Source organism: Pseudalkalibacillus sp. JSM 102089 (assembly GCF_041366475.1).
GTDB classification, from domain to species: Bacteria; Bacillota; Bacilli; order Bacillales; family Guptibacillaceae; genus Guptibacillus; species Guptibacillus hwajinpoensis_B.
In genome coordinates this window covers 39049-61466 of record NZ_JBEWYW010000003.1, presented here as the reverse complement: position 1 = coordinate 61466, position 22418 = coordinate 39049, and the positions used below count along the sequence as shown (strand labels likewise).

Below are 22418 nucleotides of genomic sequence, written 5' to 3'. Positions count from 1 at the left end.
TAATGAAATTTACATAATATGTATTCGGCATAAATGGGGCGGATCCTTTTTTTCTCTTTTAACATTATGTTAGGTACTATCATCCTAAAACATGTTCTATCAGTTTATTTACCTAGCAAAACGGAACTCTTTTAATCTTAGGATGCTTTTTATTACCAGCTGTTGAAAGAAACAAACGATGAAATTCTCACTGATGAGTAGGAATGAGCTCCTCTTATCAAGAAAGTAGTGTAAAGAGACAAGTCCATTTCAAACACATCGCAGATTTCAGCTCTTGCTTCACACATATGGAAGTTAAGTAAAGGAGAGATATGGTGGAACAGTTTGCGGTTTTTCGTACACCTCAAACGATTCTCTATGGAAGAGATTCGTTTAAACAAATTGGCACAGAAGCAGCTCGTCGCGGGCAGAAAGCCCTTATTGTTAGTGATGAGGTGATGATGAATCTCGGTTATGTCACGGATTGTCAGGATTATTTGAAGCAGGTGGGAGTGGAAAGTGAGATCTACACGGGTGTTGCGTCTGAACCAACGGACGATTATGTGTCTGAAGCGCTTGTGCTTTTTCGAAATACGAACTGTGAGATCGTTATTTCATTAGGTGGGGGAAGTTGTATCGATACGGCGAAAGCCATCGCCGTTCTTGCGACGAATGGAGGATACATAGGTGACTATCGCGCGAACAGAACGATGGCAGAGAAGGCGCCGATTCCGCATCTCGCTATTCCAACAACAGCGGGAACTGGCTCAGAAGCAACGGACGTGACCGTTATTACGAATACAACGACTGATGTGAAAATGATGATCAAACAGCCCGCCTTCATGCCGGCGGCTGCGATTGTGGATCCGTATCTCTCGCGCTCATCGCCACAGCATGTCACCGCGGCAACAGGAATTGACGCCCTCAGTCATGCGGTGGAAGCGTACCTCTCAAAGCGAGCTCATCCGATGACAGACACGCTTGCTTTATCTGCGATTGGACACATTATCGGTTATATTAAAAGCGCTTACAATGATGGAGGGAATCTAGATGCACGAGAAGCGATGAGTTTAGGTGCCCTTCAGGCGGGTATGGCTTTTACAAATGCTTCCGTCTGTCTTGTACACGGCATGTCGCGTCCGATCGGTGCTCTTTTTCACGTGCCGCATGGATATTCAAACGCGATGCTGCTTCCAGCTGTACTTGAATACAGCAAGGACTTCTGCATCGAGCGACTCGCTGATCTCGGAAGACTGTTTCAGACAGAAGAAAGCGAGGCACTCTCAAATGAAGAAGCAGCAAATGTAGCGGTTTCTTCTATCAAAAGTCTTTGTGCCTCATTAAATATCCCGAACTTAAAATCCTGGGGAATTGATGAGACAGCGTTCAAGCAGGTTATTAGCAAAATGGCAGCAGACGCATTAGACAGCGGGAGCCCAGCGCATCATCCTCGCTTGCCTACACAGGCGGAATTAGAAGAACTTTATGTGATTTGCTATGACTACGAATTTATAAGTGAAGAAAAGATTCGCTAACACAAGTGGAAGGGGAATGAAAACATGGCTACGACGGCAACGAACGTGCTACAAAACTATATAAATGGTAAATGGGTCGATGCGAATACCGATCAATTTCAAGCTGTACCAAACCCGGCAACAGGGGAGGAGCTCGCTCAGGTTCCGATTTCAACGAAAGCAGATCTTGATGAAGCAGTGAAAGTAGCGAAGGCTACCTTCAAAACCTGGAGTAAAACGCCTGTTCCGAAACGCGCGCGCATTCTATTTAAATACCAGCAGCTGCTCGTCGACAATTGGGACGAGCTTGCGAGATTGCTAACAAAAGAGAATGGTAAAAGTTTTAAAGAAGCACAAGGTGAAGTGCAGCGCGGGATCGAATGCGTTGAGTTTGCAGCCGGTGCGCCATCGTTAATGATGGGCAAGCACCTTCCGGATATCGCTACGAATCTTGAATCAGGCATGTATCGCTATCCTGTTGGTGTTGTTGGCGGCATCACGCCATTTAACTTCCCGATGATGGTGCCGTGCTGGATGTTTCCACTTGCAATCGCGATGGGGAATACGTTCGTCCTTAAACCATCTGAGCGAACGCCGCTACTCGCAAACCGCTTAGCAGAGCTCTTTAAAGAAGCAGGCTTACCGGATGGCGTCCTGAATATTGTTCACGGAGCACATGACGTTGTGAATGGGCTTCTAGAGCACAAAGATGTGCCTGCGATTTCCTTCGTCGGTTCACAGCCCGTCGCCGAATATGTGTACAAAACAGGAGCTGCGAATGGTAAACGCGTTCAGGCACTTGCCGGTGCGAAAAACCATTCCATCGTAATGGCTGACGCTGATCTTGACGCTGCGGTTAAAGAAATCATCGCTGCTTCCTACGGTTCTGCGGGCGAACGATGCATGGCATGCTCCGTTGTTGTGGCGGTAGATGATGTTGTGGAACCACTGCTTCAAAAGTTAAACGAAAAAGCCGATGAAATTAAAATCGGAAACGGCCTTGATGAAGACGTATTCTTAGGACCGGTTATCCGTAAAGAACATAAAGAAAGAACGGAAAGCTATATCCGTAAAGGTCAGGAGGAAGGTGCTACGCTCGTTCGCGACGGCCGAAACGACGAAGCATACAACGATGAAGGCTACTTTATCGGACCAACGATTTTTGATCACGTAAACTCCTCTATGCAAATCTGGAAGGACGAGATCTTCGCGCCAGTGCTATCAATTGTGCGAGTGAAAAATCTAGAAGAAGCGATCGAGCTCACGAATGAATCTGATTTCGGAAACGGGGCTTGCCTATTTACGAAGGACGGAAGCAACGTTCGGTATTTCAGAGAAAACATCGAAGTTGGCATGCTGGGCGTAAATATCGGCGTACCAGCCCCGATGGCGTTCTTCCCGTTCTCAGGTTGGAAAAATTCCTTCTATGGCGATCTTCATGCGAACGGATCAGACGGAGTGGAATTCTATACGAGAAGAAAGATGTTAACGGCCAGGTGGTAAGGCAACAAGAATTAAACTAATACAAAAGGTGTAGAGAGGAGAACCTCTCTACACCTTTTGTATTATGGAATGAAGGAATAATGTGGTAAAGGTGAAACATTTGATACGTTTCATTCGTATAACAAATGAAGATAACAAAAGGGATAAATGTTCAAGGAGTGCGCTATGCAAACACTATTTCATTCAGTTAAGAATTTGTTTCTAGACTTATTTGCCATGGGAAAGGGATTAGTCTATGGCTTTCTATTGGTTGGATTGCTCACTTTCATTGGTGGAGCGCTACTATACGGCTTTTTGTTCTTACGTCATTTGTTTGTTTAATTTTCTTGGATATTAACTTAATGAGAAGAAGGGGGAGATAAGTGTGAAAAAGGTCATTATAAGGTCAGTGATTGCATCGCTTGTGATCGGTATACTCGTATGGGCTGCAAGTGTATTCATTTCTTTTTCATTTAGTGAATGGAGCTTCTTTATTGCTCTAGGGCTAACCATTGTGCTTTACTTCTTTAACAGTAGCGGAGGGTTTTTATCAAAAGGCGCCACTGCTGAGGCAAGCGAGGCAGGGTGGAAAGTTCAAGAAGATAATGAATTGAAAGTAAATGTAGGTGCCGTTTTTTACGGTTCAGTGCTATTTACGATTTTTAGTCTTGTTTTAACCATTACGACATATTATTAAGGGGATTTTAGTTAAGAGGAGCTCTTATAGAATACAGACTTGCAGCTCCGATCGAAACAAATATATGATTGTGTAGCCTATTCAAACACTAATCACATCAGGGGGGATGAAAAATTGGGTATATTCTTTTACCTTACGATCGTCGTTGGTTTATCGCTCATCTATTATGGCTATGTTAAGAAAACAGAAAAAGATATAAAGATGAAAGAGCTAGAGCTTGAAGCTAAGAAGATTGAGTTGGAAATAAAGAAGTTAGAACATCATAAGGACAGCACGGAATGAAAAGAAAAGTAATCGCTTTAGTTTTAAGCGATTATTTTTTATGAGGAGTAATAGGATGGCAGCGGATGTGTGGTTCATTTCGTTATCTTCTATTGAAGCCAGATGAAGCTAAGTGAGACAGAAACTGCGATAGGAAAGAGGGTTTGGATGGGAAAGTTTATGAAAAGATTGGCTATATGTATAGCCTTAATACTTATCGTTGGTTGCTCTAGTGAAAGGGATGAAACTCCTTCCCAATCTTCTATGAAAGTTGAGTTAGGTGGACAAAGTTTCAAAATCATTCCTCTATACGAAGAAGTTCTTGAATATACTAACGAGGCTATGGAGAATACCGAACTGAATACGAGCGGGGAGTATTATAGTAAAGTGACACAGCCTTTTCTAGAATCTGCTTCTCATGAAGGAGCGAGCTTAACTGGTGGACTGGATTATTCTACTTATTTCTCCCCTACGACAAGTGTTCAGACTTTAAATGAACAGACAGGTAAGCTACTAAAGAAGCAAGAAGAAGTTAATAAAGCAATCAAAGCATCACTTACTAAGTCGGGGGAAAGTCTTGATGGCGAAAATAAAACCATTTATGTTATGCCGGTAAACCCAGACTACCAAAACATTCAAAACGAGATGAAGGGAGTTAGTGCGATTACTGTAAGTAAAGATGTTATCGTTCTCTTCTTATCACCTACATATGACAAAGAAATGCTAGAATACGCCGTTGCGCACGAATACCATCACACCGTTTTTCTAGAGAATCCAAATAGATCGGGAGGAATGAATCTGTTAAACGGGTTTGTTTTTGAGGGAAGAGCTGATTCCTTCGCATCTCAATTATACCCTGAGGCGAGCCCGCCCTGGTCAGAACCGCTATCGACTGAAGAAGAAAAGAGAGTGCTAGAGGAACTTAGAGAAAAGAGCGATTCCACAAATGCGGAGTTATATAACACATTCCAAAACGGTGACTGGAAAAAAGATATACCAAAGTGGTCCAATTATAAACTGGGTTTTAAAATAGTCGAAAGTTATCTACGTCATCATCCAGAAGCTTCTATGAAAGAATGGACGATGATGGATGAAAGGGAAATAGTGCGAGGAAGCGACTATAGTGAACTTGTTAGTGATTAAAATGATTGAAAAAGTAGCTGCTCGATCATGGAAGAGCACTCGCTTCTGAATTTAAGCTAGAGATTAGGGAGATGAAAGCCTAACTAATCGATTAGAAGAAAGATGGAGGCACAAAGATGAAACGATTTATCACTTTACTAGGAGTATTTCTGCTTCTAGCAGCATGTACAAATGAAGGCAGCAATGAAGGGAAGCAGGAGGAGAAAGGTTCTACTCAAGAGACTTCTGCAAGTTCCTTACACATTAAGCCTGCCAAACTATCAAAACGTGAGCAAAGCATCGTGAATCAAATGGGAGTCGATTTCAAAACCTTTTATACGGTGGACGGGACCGTAGGGGAAGGAGAAGCGCTCGTGACTTCGATCGTTGTATATAATGATGGAGAAGATGGAAAAGAAGAGTTTGTTACCTGGGGTGGAAATTATGAACAAGAGCGTTTCAATAAAGCTCTTCACTCATTCCAACTTCAAATGGAAGAAAAAGTAGCTTACTTTACAATGGGATCACCGGATGGATACAGCAAAGGATCGACCAATATGCCTAAAGAGCTGGGCGCATTTATCTTTGAACAGATAGAAGAAGAAGTCACGATCACAAAAGGAGAAACGGTGTATTTGGCGTACTTGATTGGATCGAGTGAGAACCAAATGTCGTCAGTGAACGATAGCGATGTCAAAACTTTACCTGAATCGGTAAAAACGGCGGAATATGCGATTGTGGCTCAATTGGAATGGAAAGACAATTTGGATAAGAAAGAGTAATTGGACCAAAAGTCGTGAAGGAGTATGACATGATGACTCGAATATAGATACGTGAAGGATACATAAGAACAGATTTCATAACCGGATGTCCTTCTCAAATCTTGCTGAAATTAGGAGGGAATTATGGGACGTGTTGTTCATTTTGAAATTCATGTAGATGACATGGAACGGGCTAAGAAGTTCTACGGGAACGTATTTGATTGGAAGTTTGAAGACTGGAGTGAATATGCCGGAATGCCTTATTTTGGCGTGGTGACTGGTGATGCAAAAGAACCAGGAATTGATGGAGCGTTAATGAAACGGCAAGGTGCACCTCCAGAAGGTAACGCTGCAATCAATGGGTACGCCTGTACAATGGGCGTGGAAGATTTGGATGCTACTGAATCGAAAGTTCTTGCTAATGGCGGCAAAACAGCGATGGCCAAATACGCATTGCCTGGCATGGCTTGGCAGGCTTATTACTTTGACACGGAAGGAAATATCTTTGGTCTTCATCAACCGGATGAGAATGCAAGATAGTTTAATAGAGTAAAGTTGGAAGAGCCCTCATTAGAAGGGTTCTTTTTTCAATGTTTGTTGATGAAGAGTTTTGAAAGGGTGAAATAGTGAAGCATGGACGATTTATTTTTGGACTGTTTAAAAAAGTTTTCCATATTTATCAAAATAAAAGATTGAGTTATCCAAATGAATTTGAAATAATTGGTGTTGGGTAATTGGCGGATAATTGCGAATTATTGATTTCTAGTAAACGATTAAGTAGCATTTTCGAGATGAAAGAGAGGAGGTGACGGTACTTAGTCCGTGAAAGGTCTTCAAGGTGAGATAGGTGACCAAGGTAATATGGCTTTTCCTATTAGTTAAGTGCTCTTAATACTTGAGGGTACGATTGGGTCATTATGAATAGTTTAGGTATAGGGATAATTGTTTGTGGAATAATTGGCTACTTAGTGAGAAATGACTTATTTTAGAGGGGAATGGAGACGATGTTTTTATCGTATTTATTAGTGTTTCTTTTAGCGGCGATTCCGTTATTTGAACTTGTTGCTGTTATCCCATTAGCGATCATCGGTGGGCTGTCGCCAGTACTAACAGGGATACTTGCTTTTTTAGGAAATGCTTTGACAGTGGTTTTGTTAATTGTATTTGTAGATAAATTTAAAGTATGGAGGAAGAAACGAAAACAAAAGCGTATGAAAGGTGTGGTTCAGGAGGAGGGCGAGACGACAGAAGCACATGTCGAGGAAATGCAAGAGTCGAAGAAGGAGAAACGTGCAAGAGTTCTTTTTGATAAGTATGGTTTGCCAGGCTTAACGATCATCGGTCCCTTTTTCGTCGGGTCGCATATTTCAGCGTTTATGGGGATGAGCTTCGGTTCGAAAAGAAAGCTGGTCACTAGCTGGATGATGACGAGTTTAGTTCTTTGGACTGTGATTATGGCTGTAGCTTCAAGCTATGGAGTTGGTTTTTTTGTATCTGACGTGGAAGATGATGGTGTTTTAGTTCGTCTATTCAATAACTAGCATGATCATGTGAAAATACCTTTAACTTTATCGTTATGTGTTGTAAAGTAAATATGAACTGGAAAATTGTAGCTAGGGTTCCGCTATCGAGATAGGCTAGTGACCGAGGGCTACATCTTTTACATAAGTAAAAGGCACCTATTGACATAAAAGGTCCGAGGGGAAAGGTTCAGCGTATTTGTACTGCGCTGAAATCTTTCTCTTCGGGCCTTTTTTATTATTTAAAGGAGGTATTGTTTATGTCGTCAATCGATGAACTAAAAGCTGGTGTTGCTGTGATTATTCTAAATGAAGAAAACGAGGTTTTATTACAGAAAAGAACCGATGTGGGGCAATGGGGGATCCCTTCTGGTCATATCGAAATAGGTGAGACAGTCTCCGAAACAGCCATCAGAGAAGTGAAAGAAGAAACAAATTTGGATATAACGATTACCAGGATCATCGGTGTGTACTCTGATCCTACTTCACAGGTTTTTCATTATCCAAATGGGAAAGTTGTTCAATTTATTACAACATGCTTCCTTGCTGAAGTGACAGGTGGAGAACTTCGATGCAACTCTGCCGAATCACTTGATGTTCAATTTTTTGGGCAGTCACGCTTACCACAGAACTTATTAACCATGCACCCTCGATGGTTGAAGGATGCACTTGAAAAAAGAGATCTGGCCTTTATTCGTTAAATGAGGATGCTTGGGCAAGGGAAGGGGAGTCGGAGTAATATAGAAGTTACTTTGTGATGTGTGGTTACTAAAAGAACTGTTAAGAAGTTTATCAATCATAAGATAAGCTTCTTATTTATTGAATGGAACGTTGAGTTATTCTACCTATTTTGAAATAATTGGTTCTAAAGATTAGAAAAATTTAAATCAAAAAAGAAATGAGATGAAGGTTGGAAGGAAAGGAAATGCCGTTATATCTTTCTGTGCGTCGGCATTTGTCAGCTGTTCTGATTACAAGCTAAGTAGTCTTAGCTTTTGACAAAGTGGGATGGAAGGAGGGAAAAGCGTGAAAAATCAACAAGCTTTGATCTGGGTAATAATAGCGATTTTATTAGTATTGGTTTGGGTTTTCTTGAGGTAGTACATAGATGAGTGGAATGATGTAACGATAGAATATGTCTCAATTTCAACTTTTCGTAGATAAGCTGTAAGAAGAAATGAGAAAGAACAAAGGGGTTCATATGAATAAAACTATTAAAATCCTTATCATTATTTTTTCAAGTCTACTTTCTCTCCTTCTACTGCTTTTATTAGCTGGGGTCATCTTATTACATAATGTGATTGAAGAAAATTCAGGTGAACCTGTTACTTATTTTCAAGCAGTGAAATTTGGCCTTAGTTTGAACTTTGATGGGAAGCTAGAGAGAAAAGCAAAGCATTCTAAAGAAATGAAAGTCTATGAAAACATGTCTATCTATGTTGATGATCAAGATGTTGAGCTATTTCCTTTAATTATAGATACGTTGCATTGGGCTAAGGATAGAAATGCAGATATATTGGGCGATATTGATGGAAAAGACGTAGATCTTCTCTTCTTTCATAATAAAAAGGATTTCGAAAGTATTTCTGATTTAAATCACGTATCTGGTTTTTATGATCAATATGGGTTATTCATCGCTGTTAGGATCGATGATAAGAAAGGAATATTGGATGGTAAGGAAACACCACTCTATTTTTTTCAGAAAAGGATATTACACGAATATACGCATTATGCGTTAGATCAAAAAGTGGCTGATACGCCTTTGGGATTGGATAAATATCCTCTATGGTTTCAGGAAGGAATTGCTGAGTATATATCAAATGATCAAACTACTATAGAAGTAAGTGACTTTAAGCTTTTGACTTATGATCAGCTTAGAAGTCATGAACAATGGGCAGCTGCTAGAGAGCAAAAAGAGACGGATGTCTACGATCAAAGTTATTTCACGATCAAATTTCTTATAGATGAGCAAGGTGAAGAAGTGATTGAAGAAATTATCGATTCAACGAATGATTCAGGTGATTTTAAAGAAAGTTTTGCTGATGTAACTGGGCTAGATTATGATCGTTTATATGAAAAACTGGAAATAAAGTTAGGGAAGGAAAAGGATAGAATAGGAAGCTTTCAATGAAGGAGTGAAAGCATACTAAGTAAATACCTTAAGTATGTTTCTTATACCTTGATACCAATAGTCTTCTTTTGTTGATTAAATAAGCCCTACAAAAAGGTTTGATTAAAATAAATTTGATACTTGAGTTAATGAGAATAATCTGAAATAATGGATGATAGTGTGGAAATTAATTGTAAATTTAGGGAATTTTTATGGGGGGAAGATTAGCGGAGGCTTTGGTAGAGGCACTTAGATGATCGTGATGTTGATTGAATAAGATGATTTCATTTTTTATTACTAATCGTTAGACAAGATAATAAATAAAAGGAATGATCGAATGAAGAAACAGGTAAAGCTATTTTATTGTCATATGTCCTTATTATTGTTTATTCTATTCCTTGCAGGATGTTCAGATAATACGAATGCTAAATTAAATGCAAATGCTGGTGAGAATGACGTAACTTTATCAACGGAAGAAACGACTGAAGTGGAAGAGGATAATCAAGTAAACGAAGCTTCATCTTCATCAACATCAGAAGACACTTCCCAGGAAGATGCTAAAGAATCCTCTTCTGAAGAATCAAAAAGCGGTGAGTCAAATCCTGCAGATGAAAGCGAAGAAAATCATGCGTTTGATGATTACTCCTCCAAGGAAATTGAATACGCTCGAGTCTGGTCACAGCTAGGAGCGAATCAAGAAATAGATGAATTAAATGTTCAACTTATATCAGCTGGTTCCCCTCTTAATCCTGATGACGAGAACAGTCTCACTTATCCAGAAGATGTTGTTCAATTACGTGGTTCTCGTATCGTCGATGGCATCGTTACGTATAGTGGTAACGGAAATGGCACGATTAATGTATATAACGTTCCTATGCGCTGGTATGGTGGCTTTCCTCCTCCTGAAGATATAGATAAAGAAGAAATTCAAAAGGAAATGGAAGATATTATTACCAATACAAAGCTTGTAAACGTTGATACAGGTAATAATGAAGAAATCATAGAGATCATCAACAAAATGAATAGTCAATAATCTGAGTGTGACGTTGCTGAAGCGGATTTGCGTTAATCAGTGTTTCGTTTTAGAAGGCATAATTTGCCCACATTATGTTGGATATGAAAATAAGATTAAGACAATTATCTATCCCCAACAGGTTAAAATTTGAAGACAATTGAAGTCATGATGCCATAATCGTTATAAAGTATGGTAAGTTAGCTATTGGAGTTAGCACAAATATTTCTTTCGCAATATTTCTTTTTTTATATTTTCTTTTTGCAAAATATAGTAAACTATTACATGAATTACTATATTATCGTACTAATTTAATAGCGTTATATACATGTTGATTAATGAACTTGTAGGAATGAAAATCTTTATTTTTTATATTTTGAGCACTATTATTTGGCCCATTCCTTAGAATCCATATATAGCACGCTGTTTATATGTACTTCTGGTTCTCCAACATTAATTTAGGAAGGGAAGCGTTTAAATCGCCAATCAAATGCTATAATCGTGCAGATCTTCTTGATCTGATCGATGAAAAAAAATCTCTTTTATCCTTAAAGGTGTTAGCTCATGGCTTTACACATAAACAGACATTAATGGCTAGCCAGGAGCTTGATCGACTACTTAATCGTTACCAATTTGGAGAGTATAAAGAAAGTCAGCCAACATACTCAAATTAAATACAAACTGTTATTTTAGGAAAGCAAAAGCTAGCCGCTATGAATGTGTAATATGTAAATTTGAGATAGATTAGTTTTGTTCATGATTGTTAAGCGAACAAAGCATAATTCTATCTCATTTTTTTTAGGGAGATTATTTATAAGCGTCTACTTTAAATGGAAGAGGTGGTAACAATGTTAAACGAATGGGGTGTGTCTGTTTTAGTTGGATTTAGTCTATTTTTAATTATTGGCTGGTTTACTGGAGATAAAGAGTATGGAAGTGGTTCAAAAACCAATGATGAACGCTCTCGATTCATTAAACAAAAAGCGATTGTAGGAAGTTGGATTTTCTTACTAACCGTCTTTGTGATAAATGTGGTCTTAAGTTTTTTCGACTTAAGAACAGGACCTCTAGAAAACGCTCCATTTAATCATCCAGAGTTATTCTATTTACTTCTTTTGGTGGGTAGCTATTTTGTATGTTATTGGATGTATAGTAAGCGAATTAGTGGGAAACGAGAGTAATAGAGATCGAGGGGGGTCACGAAAGTTGATTAACTTCTATCAAAAGGTGGAGCGAGATTGTCTATGAACAACGAAAACGAAAATCAGCCATTCAATGATGCTATAGCTCATAAACAAAACATTGAAGGTTATCCAAAAACAAGAGGTGGAAAATTGCCCTTACCTATTAAGGTAATCGGATATTTTCTGTTTGGGAGTTTGATTATTATGCTATTGATTGGATTGGTTGGGAATTTTCTATTCGATTAAAAGAGGTGTAGCATTTCTGTTATAAAAGTTCCATAAGAAGATATTAAGTGGCAGGTATAATCTTAGGGGAGGAGATTTGATTATGTGGATAGCTGAGACAATAGCACCTCTTGTCTTAATGGGCATAATAATTGTCTTTGTGATTGAAAGCCTAAAGTATAAATCTAATAAAGGCAATCTGGGGAAGAAAGATTCAAAATCTGCTCAACTTTTATTAGATAGTCTCATCCCAATCGGAATGCTTTTGGGGGCTGGTATTGGTGTAGTGGTTAGTATGTATTTCTCGTTCTCATTACTATCTTCCGTTAATTTAGGTGCGGCACTAGGTTATTTAGTTGGATATTTTGTTTATGAAATTTATAGCAAGGAAGGAAATAAATATCCATAAGGAGCTAATAATATCTTGCGGAGGTGGATTCGTAAGGGTTATTTCAAGTAGGGATAGTCTCAGATTCTCTCTCTTACCTATGTATCTTATTTCGGTTAAACTTTTCATCGCATTACATGTGAAAAAATGATATATCAACATAAAAGACCCACAAAATGAATGATGATTTTGTGGATCTTTTTTCAATCTATGAAAATGTGAAATGAATAAATTAGAATTTAACTTACAACTTTCCGAACAGCCGTTAATGCAGCATCCATGTCTTTCTTCGTACTCCCATTATTCGTTACAAATCGAATCACGTTCGGACCAAACGCACCCGCTAAAACGCCGTGTTCTTTTAAACGGTGGATAAAGTCTTCTGTCGCTTTCTTCGTATTCGTAATATCAATTAAGAGTATGTTTGTATCCACTTGATTGACAAGGACAATCTCTTCAATATTCTGAAGACCATCAGCAAGATACTTCGCGTTCAGGTGATCCATCTCAAGATGCTCCACATTTTCTTCGAGAGCAATAATGCCTGGTGCAGCGAGAACACCTGCTTGTCTTAAACCACCGCCAAGGCGTTTGCGCCATTTTCGAGCTTTCCCGATAAATTCAGAAGAACCGGCAATCATGGAACCAACCGGTGCGCCGAGCCCTTTTGATAAGCAAAACTGAACAGAATCCGTATACTTCGCAAATTCTGTTACGGGAATTTGAGCTGCTACAGAAGCATTGAATAATCGTGCCCCATCTAAGTGAACAGGGATCTGATGTTTCCTTGATAGTTGATAGATTTGTTCCATATTCTCAAGAGGAACAATTGCGCCGCCTGCTTTGTTGTGGGTGTTTTCGATGCAGATGAGTCCTGTTTCCGGCTGATGAATATCTTCTCCTCGGATAGCCGCTTCAACATCGCCTGGATTCATCGCACCGCGGTTCCCATCGATCGTCTTAATTTGTACACCAGCAAAGGCGGATAGTGCTGCCGCTTCATATAGGAATAAGTGCGCCTGAGATTCCATGATCACTTCTTGACCAGGCTGACAGTGGACTAAGCCAGCAATTTGATTTCCTTGCGTGCCGCTCGTAACAAATAAAGCCGCTTCTTTTCCTAGCATTTCTGCAGCGATTTGTTCGAGTCGGTTAACCGTAGGATCCTCTCCATACACATCATCGCCTACTTCAGCTTCGTACATCGCTTTTCTCATTTGTTCATTTGGTTTCGTTACCGTATCACTGCGCAAATCGATCACGATTCGTCCTCCCCGTCTTCAGTAAGTAATAGTCTACTAGTATCCATCAAAAGTATACGGTTATTTCATAAGTGAATCAACTTCGTAACGGGGAGGCTTTATGATCCTGTTATCTCGACGCAAGGTGGCGATCGATGATTTCCAATGCTTCATTAGGTCCGCCACAGGCTTGAAAGCTCTCTTTGATCTTTCGGATGCCTAGCTGATAGTTCACGTTATGAACGACCTGATTCACTGCATGCTGTAGCGATTCGATTGTTACGTTCGGTGGGAAAATAGGATATCCGGCCTGTAGTTCTGCGAGGCGTGCAGCGACCAAAGGCTGGTCCTTATCATGAGGGAGCACGACCATCGGAACTTCAAAGTAAATCGCTTCATTAGTGCTGTTCATTCCTCCGTGGGTAAGGAACACGTTCGTATGCTGCAACACATCTAGCTGAGGAACATATTTTCGAATAATGAAGTGATCGGGAGCTTCTTTTAGTTTAGTGAAATCAGCACTTGATCCTGCTGAAATAACAACTTTCCCTGGAAAATCTGTAAAGGCGTCGATGCACATATTAAAGAAGCTCTCAACATGATCGAGCACTGTGCCCATGGAAATAAAAAGAACCTGCTCGTTTTCAAGCTGGTCAATTGGGAAGTCAGTCGCGTCTTTTCGTTCCGGGAAGCTAGGACCAATAAAATGATACCCTTCACTAAATTCACTTAAATGAGGTTGGAAATACTCGCTTGAATAAACCATCGTTTGCTCACCTTGATTTTGCATGAACTGCAACATGGTCTTAGGAGCGACGCCAAATTCTTGCTTCATCGTAGCTAATAAAGCTCTCCCTTTTTCATCAAGATCAAATGACACCGAAGCATCTGGATGAAGAGGGAGGTTTTTCTTGTATTCTTCGGGTATTAAAAAGGATGCAGAAGAAGAGAAGCCTGGCACTTGTAAATAGTCTTTTACTATTTCTCCCGGTCCAAAAGCATCGTAATAAACAAAATCGATCGAAATTTCTTGCGCTAACTCTTTTGTAAGCGCAAGGATATCCAAAGATGTGTCCATAAGGAAATGGGAAAAGTTATTGATACCTTCTGAACTAGCATGATTGATGTCTAAACCATCTAATCGATCCTTATGAAGAATCACATTGGCTCCGACGCCTTCTAGGCGATCTTTGAATTTTTCAGTTGAAATATAATAGACGCTGTCTCCCCGATCGGCAAAAGCTTGCGCGATGCCTAAGCTCGGGTTCACATGTCCTTCTGCTGGAATGTTAAGCATTAGAATGTTTGCCATAAGTCGTCACCTCTTAAGTCTTTTTATCGTTACATAATAAAGGATAATTGTTTTCCTGTAAGGATGAAACCAAATTCCTTTGGTTGCTCTCTTCCATATTCGAACGAATTTAAAACGTCATTCCACCCATATCCTCCCAAAGTAATAGCATCAAAAATAACCTTAGGTAATCCTACCTAAGGTTTCGTTAAGGGAACCCATTACAAAGGTCTGTCTCGTTTATCTTCGCCTGCGACGTTTGCGTGATAAAGGGGGTGGCGGTCCGATAACGACAGGACTTTTCCCTTCAATTGGATCTAGCGCTTTTTCCATTGTTTTCGGGTCTATGTGATACGCTTCTTCATAAACCTTCAGAGGGGTTTTCGTCAGCATGCTAGAGCCATTTTGCGTTTGGAAGCGGTCGTTGTTAAAGAATAGTAACAGCAAGGTCTCGTCCGAATCTGCCTTAATCCAGTGCCAGTAGCCCATTGGAATAAAGACCGTTTCGCCAGCTTTTCGTAGCTGATACGTTAATAATTGATCATTGTTCGGGTTGAGGATGCCGACGGTTGCGGATCCAGAAGCGAGGTATACCAACTCCCATGAGTTTGTATGCCAGTGCGGCTCGCGTACAGATCCTTTCGACATTCTTAATTCGGCAAGTGAGCCGCCGATCATCGCTGGCATTTGCGCTGAGGTTAAGAGATAGATAAGGTTTTCTGGATCTTTTTTAAACGCAACATTATCTTTTATATCATAAAAAAGGTTCGGATTTCCTTTTCGACCTACTAAGTTTCGGTTATCCGTAATATAGCCTGATACTGGAGTTGTCATATATTCTCCTCATTTCTGTTTCAATTCTCTACTATTCTATGAAAAAGGATAAGCCCGGTGTAGGTGCCAGTCCACTGGCGATGAAATAGGGCGGAGAAGCGCCTATAAATGCACTCGACCAGGCACAACACGGCCCCTATTCGCAATAGATTAAAGCGAAGGGGGCAGATCGTTGTGAGCGATCACTATCTAGGTATTATCCTTCCCAAATCAACGTATGAGGCGATGCCTGAATTACAGGGTGGCACGCGCAGCATGTTTATGATTTGGGAGAAGTCAGCAAGAGAACTTGGCATGATCCCTTGTTATTTTCGATTCTTTGATCAAAAGCCAGGCGTCGCGACGGTGAAAGCCTATGTGTATGAACAGGAAACGTTTGTCGTGAAAGAAGTTCCAGCGCCGAAAGTCATTTATACACGCGTGCTCGATTACTTGCCAGCTTACCGTTCGCATATCAAATCTTTAATGAAGGAGGGCCGCGTCGTTTACAATGTGCCGAATTATGATGTGGAGAAGCATAAAGTTCACGAAGTCCTGATCAAGCATGACAATCTTCGAGACCACTTGCCTGAGACGGAGCTCTTTACGATCAACAACTTAAATAAAATGGCTGCACGCTACAAGCAATTCATTCTCAAGAAAAGCTATGGCGAATTCGGCATTGGCGCGATGAAAGTCGAGCGGGTTAAGAAAGGATGGCTCCTCTCTTATAAAACAAAGGAAGGCGAGCTCAAACAAGTTGATTTCAAAAAGACGCTGCCTGCGGTACTCGTTAACCGCCTCCGTACGCACACGTACATGATTCAGGAGATGATTCCGCTAGCTGATTTTAACGGTCATCCGTTTGATTTGCGCGTCGCTGTTCAAAAGAATCGAAATGGAGACTGGCAGGTGTCGGGCGTCATGTGCAAGGTGGCGAATGGGGGAGACTTTCTAACGAATGGAGCACAAGGGGGAACGACGTACACGTTTGAAGCTGTGGCGCCTCATTCCCATCCAAGAATTTCGTACGAAACGCTCCTACAAAGCATTGAACAGCTAGGACTTCAAACCGCCCGCGTACTCGATCACCATTTTCCGAAGCTAGCCGATCTTGGATTCGATATTGGCATCACAAAAGCGGGTAAGCCTTATTTTATTGAATGTAACTTTATCTCAGACTATGTGAGCGGATTGTTTGAGGATGGAGAGCTCCTTCACGATAAGTGGGAAGCGGTCTTCAGAACGCCGATTGAGTATGGGAGATATTTGATGGATCGGATTTGAGTCGCGCAGTAATCATAACGGGTCCTGTTATCTATCACGAATAATGAATATGTACTAGAACAGAGGGAGGAATTGTACATCGATTCTTCCCTCTTTGTTTGTAGAAGTGGAGTTTAACGAAAACGGAATGTTGAAATTAATAGGAGTGAGACGGTGTAATAAGTAAAAAAAGAACTGAAATCATATGCCTAGTTTGCTCGTTATGAATAGTTCGATGAAGAGGACATACGATATCTCTAAGACAACTTCTTTGCGAAGGTGGGATTTAAAATGAAAAAAGCAATGATAGTTCTGCTTCTACTAGGGAGTGTTTTTTCCGTTTTCTATTTCTTTGCTATAGAGAATAATAATGATATGCCGGTGGGTGCCAGGAGCACTCCATCAACGGATCTTGAACTAATGGATGTCACAAAGAAAATAAAGGAAACTAATTTTACTAGTAAGGTTGTAAATGAGTTAGAGAATCAAGGTTACCAAGCAGAGGGAAAAATACATTACTCAATATACGACGCAAAGAAAAAAGATCTTATATTTGTCATTTCAAATAGTGAATATAAAGGGGAAAAGACGGAACAAGAAATAAACGCAATCATTGATAAGCTTTCAAAATCAAGTGAGCTAGGTTCATTTAATGTCATCTTTCAAAAAGAAGAAAAAGCTGTAGATTAACCTTTCAAGCATAGCCGATTCAGCCCCATTTTATGAAAGAGACGAGGAGCTTATCTGTCATAAGATAGGCTCCTTTTATAATGAAAGAAGGAAGTAGGTTATTGATGCCAATTTAAACTAATTGGTATCAATAACTTGAACAAGGTAATTAAAGAGGAGTAACATGTTATTTGCTGATAATGATTAAATGGGAAATACAATGGTACAATCACTAGGAGTTACGAATAGATTCATAGATCCAGAAACTTTATAAACCGTTAGAGACGAAAATATTGTCGTTAAGAGTGAAGTGAGAGATCAGGTGTAAAAGAATACGCCGTTTAAATTCAAAAATAGAAGATTTATAACGAAAGAAGGAGAGTCAAAATGCTAACGAACCCAAAAGCTATTTTCTTAGATATGGATGGTACGATCTTGAATCACTATAACAAGGTGAGTGAATATACGAAGCAAGTGATTGATGAGTTACGAGAGAATGGCATATACGTTTTTATCGCAACAGGCAGAGCTGCGGATGAAATTAATGAGCTTGTCCCTGAAGGATTTCAAGTAGATGGCATCATTTCTTCAAATGGGATGGCAGGGTATGTTGAAGGTAAGGCCATATTTGAACATTCACTTCAGCTGGACTTAGTTGAAAAGATTATTGAAAAAGCGCGTGAGCAGAAAGTTTATTATGAGCTCTTTCCATACGGAGGAGATCGCATTGCTTTAGAACAAGATCGTCACTATATGGAAGCAGAAATTAAAGATCCGCAGCCAGAAGGTGTCGGACTGAATGAATGGCTTTCGCGTCAAGAAGCGATCAAAGAAGCGATCAATTGGAAACCTCAAATTGAAGGAAATAAGTTTTCCAAATTCTATTTCTTCGCTCGAACGAAAGAACATATCAATCAATGGAAAGATGAGCTAGAAAATATCAAGCAAGACATTGATTTTACAACGTCAATCTCTTCAGCGCATAACGTCGAAGTAATGGTAGCCAATGTAAACAAAGCGACTGGCATTAAAGAAATGCTCCAGCATTTTGACTTGTCCGGTGTAGAGACGCTTGCCATAGGCGATAGTAACAACGACTTACCGATGTTCCAATTTGCCGATTATGCTGTAGCTATGAAAAATGCATCCGACCAAATTAAAGAAATTGTCGACGATGTGACGGAATTTACGTGTGATGATGACGGTGTTTATCATTATTTGAAGTCGATTGTCGTGCAAGATTCTATTAAAAATACATGATCATTTGTAAAACAAGCCACATCTCCATCTAAAAAAATGGAGATGTGGCTTATTATTATGAGGAATTGTTAGTTTCTTTTTGATTTCACTACGAGTGATTGTAGCGTATCGCTAAACGATCTTCGCATCGATGTTTTTAAAAGAATCGACGTTTGAGGGGAGGCGAGCTGATCTAAGAGCGTGAGTAGCTGCGATTGCGTTGTCACGTTATGAATGGCTGACGGATTCATGCCTAACTTAGCGGCTTCGCTACAAATCGGATAGGCGTTTTTCCCGACGGCGATTAGCACATCCACGTCTTTCTTCGCGACAAGCGCACCGACTTTGCGATGCTCCTGCTCGGCGTAGTGACCGAGCTCTTCCATTTCACCGAGGACGGCAACTGTTTTTCTTCCCTGAGCGGTTTCAATAAGAACTTCTAACGCTGCCTCGATAGAAGTGGGATTCGTATTCCACGTGTCATCAATAAGCAGGCTTCCTTTTCTTCCTTCGTGAAATTGCAGGTGACTTTTGACGTGGTGAAAGGACTTCAAGCGACGAATGGCGTCTGGAATCTTCACCCCAACGAGGAAAGAAGCGGCGATCGCTGCGAGCGCATTGAAGACGTTATGCGTGCCGTATCCTGGTACAAAACAAGAAAATTCACCTTCACGACAAACAAGGATAAAATCCATGCCGTTCTTCTGAAGATTGAACCGAATGCTGCGTGCTCGGAAATGAGCTGACGAATCCTCTCCATAGTAAAGAACCTTACCGGTAAATTCACTTAGATCAAGGTTTCGGATCGTTTCGTCGTCTCCGTTTAATAGAATCGTTCCATTCTTTCCAACGGCTTTTAACATCTTCGCTTTTTCCGCGATATACGCATCCTGACTTAGAAATCCCTCGATGTGATCCGTACCAATGGCTGTGATAATACCGATCTGTGGCCGGAAATAATGGGCGGAATAAAGAAGCTGATTAGACCCAGAAACGCCCATCTCAAACACAGCACTGTCTGTTGCATCATCAATTTCTAGTAAATAATCGAGGTTTCTCGCCAGTCCATTATGACTTAACTTCGTACTAACAACGCGATCTCTTTCCTTCAAAATCCACGTGATCATTTCCTTCGTCGTTGTTTTACCGCAGGTGCCTGTCACTCCAATGACAGGCAGCTGAAATAAGCCTCTGTAAAACGAAATAAAGCGATAATACGCTTTTCTAACGTCTTCTACATAAATGACCGTTACGTCTTCTTTCACATTCTTAAGAGCTTTCGGGTTAGAGGTGACAACCATGATATTTTTCGCTTTATCTGGTAAAGGCATGGACGACTTTCGTTTAAGCATAAAAACTAACGACTGATCTGTAATAAGGTGCTCTCCATATTTCGCGGCGTTTTTCACTGTTTTTGCGGTGCTTCCAGATAGAACCGTTCCTTCTAGAACAGGAAGGAGCCGTGGCAGTGGAAGATGCTTCATATTAACCACACTTTCGCTTTAGACTTACTCCTATCTTATTCCAGACAAGGGGGAGGTGTACGGGCATATCTCTCCTGTCATTCTACCAATCTTTTAGAAGCACATTCCTATTTACTTCCAAATGCATATACTACCTTCGTAGTCAGTCGGAAGAGAATGATATGTTTTAGACAATGGAGCGGAGGGAGTAGGATGTTAGGCGTCAAACCGTACCTTCAGAAAAATGATCGGTTGATTGTATCGAAGAAATCTCACATTAGTCGCGAGGTACAATCGGAAAAGACTTATCGTATTCAATTTGGCATCAAATACTGGAACGTCACTGTATATCATTCAGATTATGCGAAAGAAGATGAACTCCATCTCTCAACGAACGTAATCGAAGAGCTCGACCTCCCATTATCGTGTCATTATGATGTTATCGTGCAAGGAGACACGATCATTATCGGTCCATTTATTGGGATTCTTTGCGAATTAACAAACAGAAAGCTAGTCGAACTAGTATCCACATACAAAAGCTTTGTCAAAGGCTACCGCGCGATCGGCGGCGCTGTGGTGGTTTTCTCTATCGAAGGGATTCAGAAAGAAAAGCGAATGATCAACGGCTTCCTTTATCACCCAGTGAAAAAAGCCTGGGAAGTTATAAAGCTCCCTTATCCTGCCGTCGTGATGTCTATTGCCGAGCCAAGCTTAACGTCCTCCTGGGAGAAGTTTCACGAGTGCATGACCGATTTTGAACTTCGTTTAGGAGGAAGAGTGTTTAACTATCCTCATTTCTCTAAATGGGAGATGTATCAAATGCTGCAACCTGAATTTGGTGAATATTTGCCAGAAACTGTGCTGTACGAGGGTGTGCAGAGCGTCCACGACATGCTGCGTAGACATGACAGCGTCTATATCAAGCCATTAAACGGCCGGTTAGGGAAAAGTATATTGAATGTGAAGAAGGAGAAACATCACATTATCGTGAAATACGATGAGAACCGAAGAAGACGCGAAGAACGTTTCGAGAGTAAAGAGGAGAGCGATGTCTTTTTCCGGAAGCATCTTGAGACAAATAGCTTTCTTATGCAGCAAACGATCCCACTCAAAACATATGAACAAAGGGTTATCGACTTTCGCGTGATGACTTCAAAGAATCATAAAGGAATGTGGGAAACGATCGGGATCTATTCCCGCTATGGCGCAAAAGGGCAAATCGTTAGCAACATCACAGCCGGTGGTCATACCGAAATAGCGAGGGCAACGTTAAAAACCGTTTGGAAGCTACAGGACAAAGAAATTCAAAGGGTAGAAGAAGAAATGAAACGCGCCGTGTTAAACTCGATTCAGAAAATCGAAGAACAGGGCTACCATCTAGCCAATATCGGCGTTGATATCGGATTAGACGACAACTGTCAGATCTCAATCATTGAAATCAATCATCAAAATCCCGATCCGTATATTGCGATGATGGCGAAGGATCGACTGGCATTCTATACGAGTCGGTATCAGAATATGAGATATGCAAGGTATTTGGGTGGGTTTTAGGTGGGGGATTTATTTATGTAAAGAAACCTTCAGCTGATGAAGGTTTTTAATTGTTGATGAGTAGAAATAAGCTAGCTATCCTTTTAAATCTTCATACGAAGAGCCAATCATAACCAGACTTTGAAAAGTAGATTAGCAGATACGAAAAGGATAGCTACATTACTCTAATGACTTTCTTAAAACGCTTCATTGATTGTATCTTTCAGCAAATTCAACAATCGGATCGACGCGAAAACAAAGCGGCTTCATCTCTTTAAACGAACACATCACTTGATCGGATGATTCATCAAAGAAGACGATCGCATAATCATCATCACTTTCCGATAAAACACGCTGCCCATAAGGTAGCGAATCATCATGTTGAAGTGTAACATCCTCTATATCAAACGTTGATTGAATCCATTCTTGTACTCGCTCACGAGCTTCCATGATATAACCTCCTCTAATTAGCACTACACCTAGTGTTACCCGGATTAAATGAGGATTAAGCCATTTTTATGTTATTTTAAGAATCAGAGAACGTTTTAGATGCGTGAGAATAGCCCGAAAACATGGGGCGTAGCCACGGTTGAAATCGGGCGAAATGAGGCCTTTGATCCTGGAGGATGAGCATCTGGCGAGATCGGTATT

General features: G+C 40.5%; 25 protein-coding genes. 20 read left to right on the top strand and 5 right to left on the bottom strand.

The genetic code is table 11. From position 1 onward, the window contains the following. The first annotated feature begins 314 nt into the window (after positions 1-314). The 16 genes from ABVF21_RS08560 to ABVF21_RS08485 all read left to right on the top strand — a co-directional run bounded on the left by ABVF21_RS08560 (position 315) and on the right by ABVF21_RS08485 (position 12276). On the top strand, positions 315-1514 hold the full coding sequence (locus tag ABVF21_RS08560; RefSeq protein WP_371018010.1) for an iron-containing alcohol dehydrogenase: 1200 nt from the start codon (positions 315-317) through the stop codon (positions 1512-1514). Between the two features lie 24 nt (positions 1515-1538). Continuing rightward, positions 1539-2996, top strand: coding sequence for a CoA-acylating methylmalonate-semialdehyde dehydrogenase (locus tag ABVF21_RS08555; RefSeq protein WP_371018009.1), 1458 nt, complete (start codon positions 1539-1541; stop codon positions 2994-2996). Positions 2997-3161: 165 nt separating this feature from the next. Next, positions 3162-3317, top strand: a complete 156-nt coding sequence (locus ABVF21_RS08550) for a hypothetical protein (RefSeq protein WP_194220706.1) — start codon at positions 3162-3164, stop codon at positions 3315-3317. 43 nt (positions 3318-3360) lie between these two features. Further along, positions 3361-3672: a hypothetical protein gene (locus ABVF21_RS08545; protein ID WP_242057346.1), complete on the top strand. Its 312-nt coding sequence runs from the start codon at positions 3361-3363 to the stop codon at positions 3670-3672. Positions 3673-3786: 114 nt separating this feature from the next. Continuing rightward, positions 3787-3954: a hypothetical protein gene (locus tag ABVF21_RS08540; RefSeq protein WP_194220707.1), complete on the top strand. Its 168-nt coding sequence runs from the start codon at positions 3787-3789 to the stop codon at positions 3952-3954. Positions 3955-4113: 159 nt separating this feature from the next. After that, positions 4114-5076: a DUF2268 domain-containing protein gene (locus ABVF21_RS08535; RefSeq protein ID WP_371018008.1), complete on the top strand. Its 963-nt coding sequence runs from the start codon at positions 4114-4116 to the stop codon at positions 5074-5076. A 116-nt stretch (positions 5077-5192) separates the two neighbouring features. Beyond that, positions 5193-5837, top strand: coding sequence for a hypothetical protein (locus ABVF21_RS08530; protein ID WP_371018007.1), 645 nt, complete (start codon positions 5193-5195; stop codon positions 5835-5837). Positions 5838-5960: 123 nt separating this feature from the next. Continuing rightward, on the top strand, positions 5961-6356 hold the full coding sequence (locus ABVF21_RS08525; protein WP_371018006.1) for a VOC family protein: 396 nt from the start codon (positions 5961-5963) through the stop codon (positions 6354-6356). Positions 6357-6820: 464 nt separating this feature from the next. Continuing rightward, positions 6821-7357, top strand: a complete 537-nt coding sequence (locus tag ABVF21_RS08520; RefSeq protein WP_371018005.1) for a small multi-drug export protein — start codon at positions 6821-6823, stop codon at positions 7355-7357. A gap of 239 nt (positions 7358-7596) precedes the next feature. Further along, the gene (locus tag ABVF21_RS08515) at positions 7597-8037 is read left to right on the top strand and encodes an NUDIX domain-containing protein (RefSeq protein ID WP_371018004.1); all 441 of its coding nucleotides are present in this window, start codon (positions 7597-7599) and stop codon (positions 8035-8037) included. Between the two features lie 500 nt (positions 8038-8537). After that, positions 8538-9467, top strand: a complete 930-nt coding sequence (locus ABVF21_RS08510; RefSeq protein ID WP_371018003.1) for a collagenase — start codon at positions 8538-8540, stop codon at positions 9465-9467. Between the two features lie 316 nt (positions 9468-9783). Next, on the top strand, positions 9784-10479 hold the full coding sequence (locus ABVF21_RS08505; RefSeq protein ID WP_371018002.1) for a hypothetical protein: 696 nt from the start codon (positions 9784-9786) through the stop codon (positions 10477-10479). 410 nt (positions 10480-10889) lie between these two features. After that, positions 10890-11132 carry an aspartyl-phosphate phosphatase Spo0E family protein gene (locus ABVF21_RS08500; protein WP_194220715.1) on the top strand — a complete coding sequence of 81 codons (243 nt, stop codon included), beginning with the start codon at positions 10890-10892 and terminating at the stop codon, positions 11130-11132. A 174-nt stretch (positions 11133-11306) separates the two neighbouring features. Then, positions 11307-11639 carry a hypothetical protein gene (locus tag ABVF21_RS08495; protein WP_303529768.1) on the top strand — a complete coding sequence of 111 codons (333 nt, stop codon included), beginning with the start codon at positions 11307-11309 and terminating at the stop codon, positions 11637-11639. A 63-nt stretch (positions 11640-11702) separates the two neighbouring features. Beyond that, positions 11703-11888 (top strand): hypothetical protein, encoded by a 186-nt coding sequence (locus ABVF21_RS08490; protein WP_194222232.1) that lies wholly within the window; start codon positions 11703-11705, stop codon positions 11886-11888. Between the two features lie 82 nt (positions 11889-11970). Next, complete coding sequence (locus ABVF21_RS08485; protein WP_194220717.1) at positions 11971-12276, top strand: hypothetical protein; 306 nt, start codon at positions 11971-11973, stop codon at positions 12274-12276. 218 nt (positions 12277-12494) lie between these two features. On the opposite strand, the gene ltaE is transcribed toward ABVF21_RS08485, so the two are convergent. From ltaE to ABVF21_RS08470, 3 genes are all read right to left on the bottom strand, one after another. After that, complete coding sequence (gene ltaE, locus ABVF21_RS08480; RefSeq protein WP_371018001.1) at positions 12495-13517, bottom strand: low-specificity L-threonine aldolase; 1023 nt, start codon at positions 13515-13517, stop codon at positions 12495-12497. A 109-nt stretch (positions 13518-13626) separates the two neighbouring features. Then, entirely contained in the window at positions 13627-14808 is a 1182-nt protein-coding gene (locus ABVF21_RS08475; protein ID WP_371017999.1) for a macrolide family glycosyltransferase, read from the bottom strand. Between the two features lie 219 nt (positions 14809-15027). After that, complete coding sequence (locus ABVF21_RS08470; protein ID WP_283152674.1) at positions 15028-15621, bottom strand: cupin domain-containing protein; 594 nt, start codon at positions 15619-15621, stop codon at positions 15028-15030. Between the two features lie 174 nt (positions 15622-15795). Here ABVF21_RS08470 and ABVF21_RS08465 point away from each other — a divergent pair, with 174 nt between their 5' ends. The 3 genes from ABVF21_RS08465 to ABVF21_RS08455 all read left to right on the top strand — a co-directional run bounded on the left by ABVF21_RS08465 (position 15796) and on the right by ABVF21_RS08455 (position 18795). Continuing rightward, positions 15796-16887, top strand: coding sequence for a YheC/YheD family protein (locus ABVF21_RS08465; RefSeq protein WP_371017998.1), 1092 nt, complete (start codon positions 15796-15798; stop codon positions 16885-16887). Between the two features lie 270 nt (positions 16888-17157). Beyond that, positions 17158-17556 carry a hypothetical protein gene (locus ABVF21_RS08460; RefSeq protein ID WP_371017997.1) on the top strand — a complete coding sequence of 133 codons (399 nt, stop codon included), beginning with the start codon at positions 17158-17160 and terminating at the stop codon, positions 17554-17556. A gap of 366 nt (positions 17557-17922) precedes the next feature. Further along, positions 17923-18795, top strand: a complete 873-nt coding sequence (locus ABVF21_RS08455; protein WP_371017996.1) for an HAD family hydrolase — start codon at positions 17923-17925, stop codon at positions 18793-18795. A gap of 68 nt (positions 18796-18863) precedes the next feature. On the opposite strand, the gene ABVF21_RS08450 is transcribed toward ABVF21_RS08455, so the two are convergent. Next, the gene (locus tag ABVF21_RS08450) at positions 18864-20258 is read right to left on the bottom strand and encodes a UDP-N-acetylmuramoyl-tripeptide--D-alanyl-D-alanine ligase (RefSeq protein WP_371017995.1); all 1395 of its coding nucleotides are present in this window, start codon (positions 20256-20258) and stop codon (positions 18864-18866) included. Positions 20259-20450: 192 nt separating this feature from the next. Here ABVF21_RS08450 and ABVF21_RS08445 point away from each other — a divergent pair, with 192 nt between their 5' ends. Then, on the top strand, positions 20451-21788 hold the full coding sequence (locus tag ABVF21_RS08445; RefSeq protein ID WP_371017994.1) for a YheC/YheD family protein: 1338 nt from the start codon (positions 20451-20453) through the stop codon (positions 21786-21788). A gap of 186 nt (positions 21789-21974) precedes the next feature. On the opposite strand, the gene ABVF21_RS08440 is transcribed toward ABVF21_RS08445, so the two are convergent. Next, positions 21975-22217 (bottom strand): hypothetical protein, encoded by a 243-nt coding sequence (locus ABVF21_RS08440; RefSeq protein WP_194220725.1) that lies wholly within the window; start codon positions 22215-22217, stop codon positions 21975-21977. Positions 22218-22418: the final 201 nt, after the last annotated feature.

What these genes read in the sequence shown, in the direction of transcription:
- ABVF21_RS08555 (WP_371018009.1), top strand. Translation starts at nt 1,539, where the DNA reads ATGGCTACGACGGCAACGAACGTGCTACAAAACTATATAAATGGTAAA.
- ABVF21_RS08550 (WP_194220706.1), top strand. Translation starts at nt 3,162, where the DNA reads ATGCAAACACTATTTCATTCAGTTAAGAATTTGTTTCTAGACTTATTT.
- ABVF21_RS08535 (WP_371018008.1), top strand. Translation starts at nt 4,114, where the DNA reads ATGAAAAGATTGGCTATATGTATAGCCTTAATACTTATCGTTGGTTGC.
- ABVF21_RS08530 (WP_371018007.1), top strand. Translation starts at nt 5,193, where the DNA reads ATGAAACGATTTATCACTTTACTAGGAGTATTTCTGCTTCTAGCAGCA.
- ABVF21_RS08525 (WP_371018006.1), top strand. Translation starts at nt 5,961, where the DNA reads ATGGGACGTGTTGTTCATTTTGAAATTCATGTAGATGACATGGAACGG.
- ABVF21_RS08520 (WP_371018005.1), top strand. Translation starts at nt 6,821, where the DNA reads ATGTTTTTATCGTATTTATTAGTGTTTCTTTTAGCGGCGATTCCGTTA.
- ABVF21_RS08515 (WP_371018004.1), top strand. Translation starts at nt 7,597, where the DNA reads ATGTCGTCAATCGATGAACTAAAAGCTGGTGTTGCTGTGATTATTCTA.
- ABVF21_RS08510 (WP_371018003.1), top strand. Translation starts at nt 8,538, where the DNA reads ATGAATAAAACTATTAAAATCCTTATCATTATTTTTTCAAGTCTACTT.
- ABVF21_RS08505 (WP_371018002.1), top strand. Translation starts at nt 9,784, where the DNA reads ATGAAGAAACAGGTAAAGCTATTTTATTGTCATATGTCCTTATTATTG.
- ABVF21_RS08500 (WP_194220715.1), top strand. Translation starts at nt 10,890, where the DNA reads ATGTACTTCTGGTTCTCCAACATTAATTTAGGAAGGGAAGCGTTTAAA.
- ABVF21_RS08495 (WP_303529768.1), top strand. Translation starts at nt 11,307, where the DNA reads ATGTTAAACGAATGGGGTGTGTCTGTTTTAGTTGGATTTAGTCTATTT.
- ABVF21_RS08490 (WP_194222232.1), top strand. Translation starts at nt 11,703, where the DNA reads ATGAACAACGAAAACGAAAATCAGCCATTCAATGATGCTATAGCTCAT.
- ABVF21_RS08485 (WP_194220717.1), top strand. Translation starts at nt 11,971, where the DNA reads ATGTGGATAGCTGAGACAATAGCACCTCTTGTCTTAATGGGCATAATA.
- ABVF21_RS08475 (WP_371017999.1), bottom strand. Translation starts at nt 14,808, where the DNA reads ATGGCAAACATTCTAATGCTTAACATTCCAGCAGAAGGACATGTGAAC.
- ABVF21_RS08470 (WP_283152674.1), bottom strand. Translation starts at nt 15,621, where the DNA reads ATGACAACTCCAGTATCAGGCTATATTACGGATAACCGAAACTTAGTA.
- ABVF21_RS08460 (WP_371017997.1), top strand. Translation starts at nt 17,158, where the DNA reads ATGAAAAAAGCAATGATAGTTCTGCTTCTACTAGGGAGTGTTTTTTCC.
- ABVF21_RS08455 (WP_371017996.1), top strand. Translation starts at nt 17,923, where the DNA reads ATGCTAACGAACCCAAAAGCTATTTTCTTAGATATGGATGGTACGATC.
- ABVF21_RS08450 (WP_371017995.1), bottom strand. Translation starts at nt 20,258, where the DNA reads ATGAAGCATCTTCCACTGCCACGGCTCCTTCCTGTTCTAGAAGGAACG.
- ABVF21_RS08445 (WP_371017994.1), top strand. Translation starts at nt 20,451, where the DNA reads ATGTTAGGCGTCAAACCGTACCTTCAGAAAAATGATCGGTTGATTGTA.
- ABVF21_RS08440 (WP_194220725.1), bottom strand. Translation starts at nt 22,217, where the DNA reads ATGGAAGCTCGTGAGCGAGTACAAGAATGGATTCAATCAACGTTTGAT.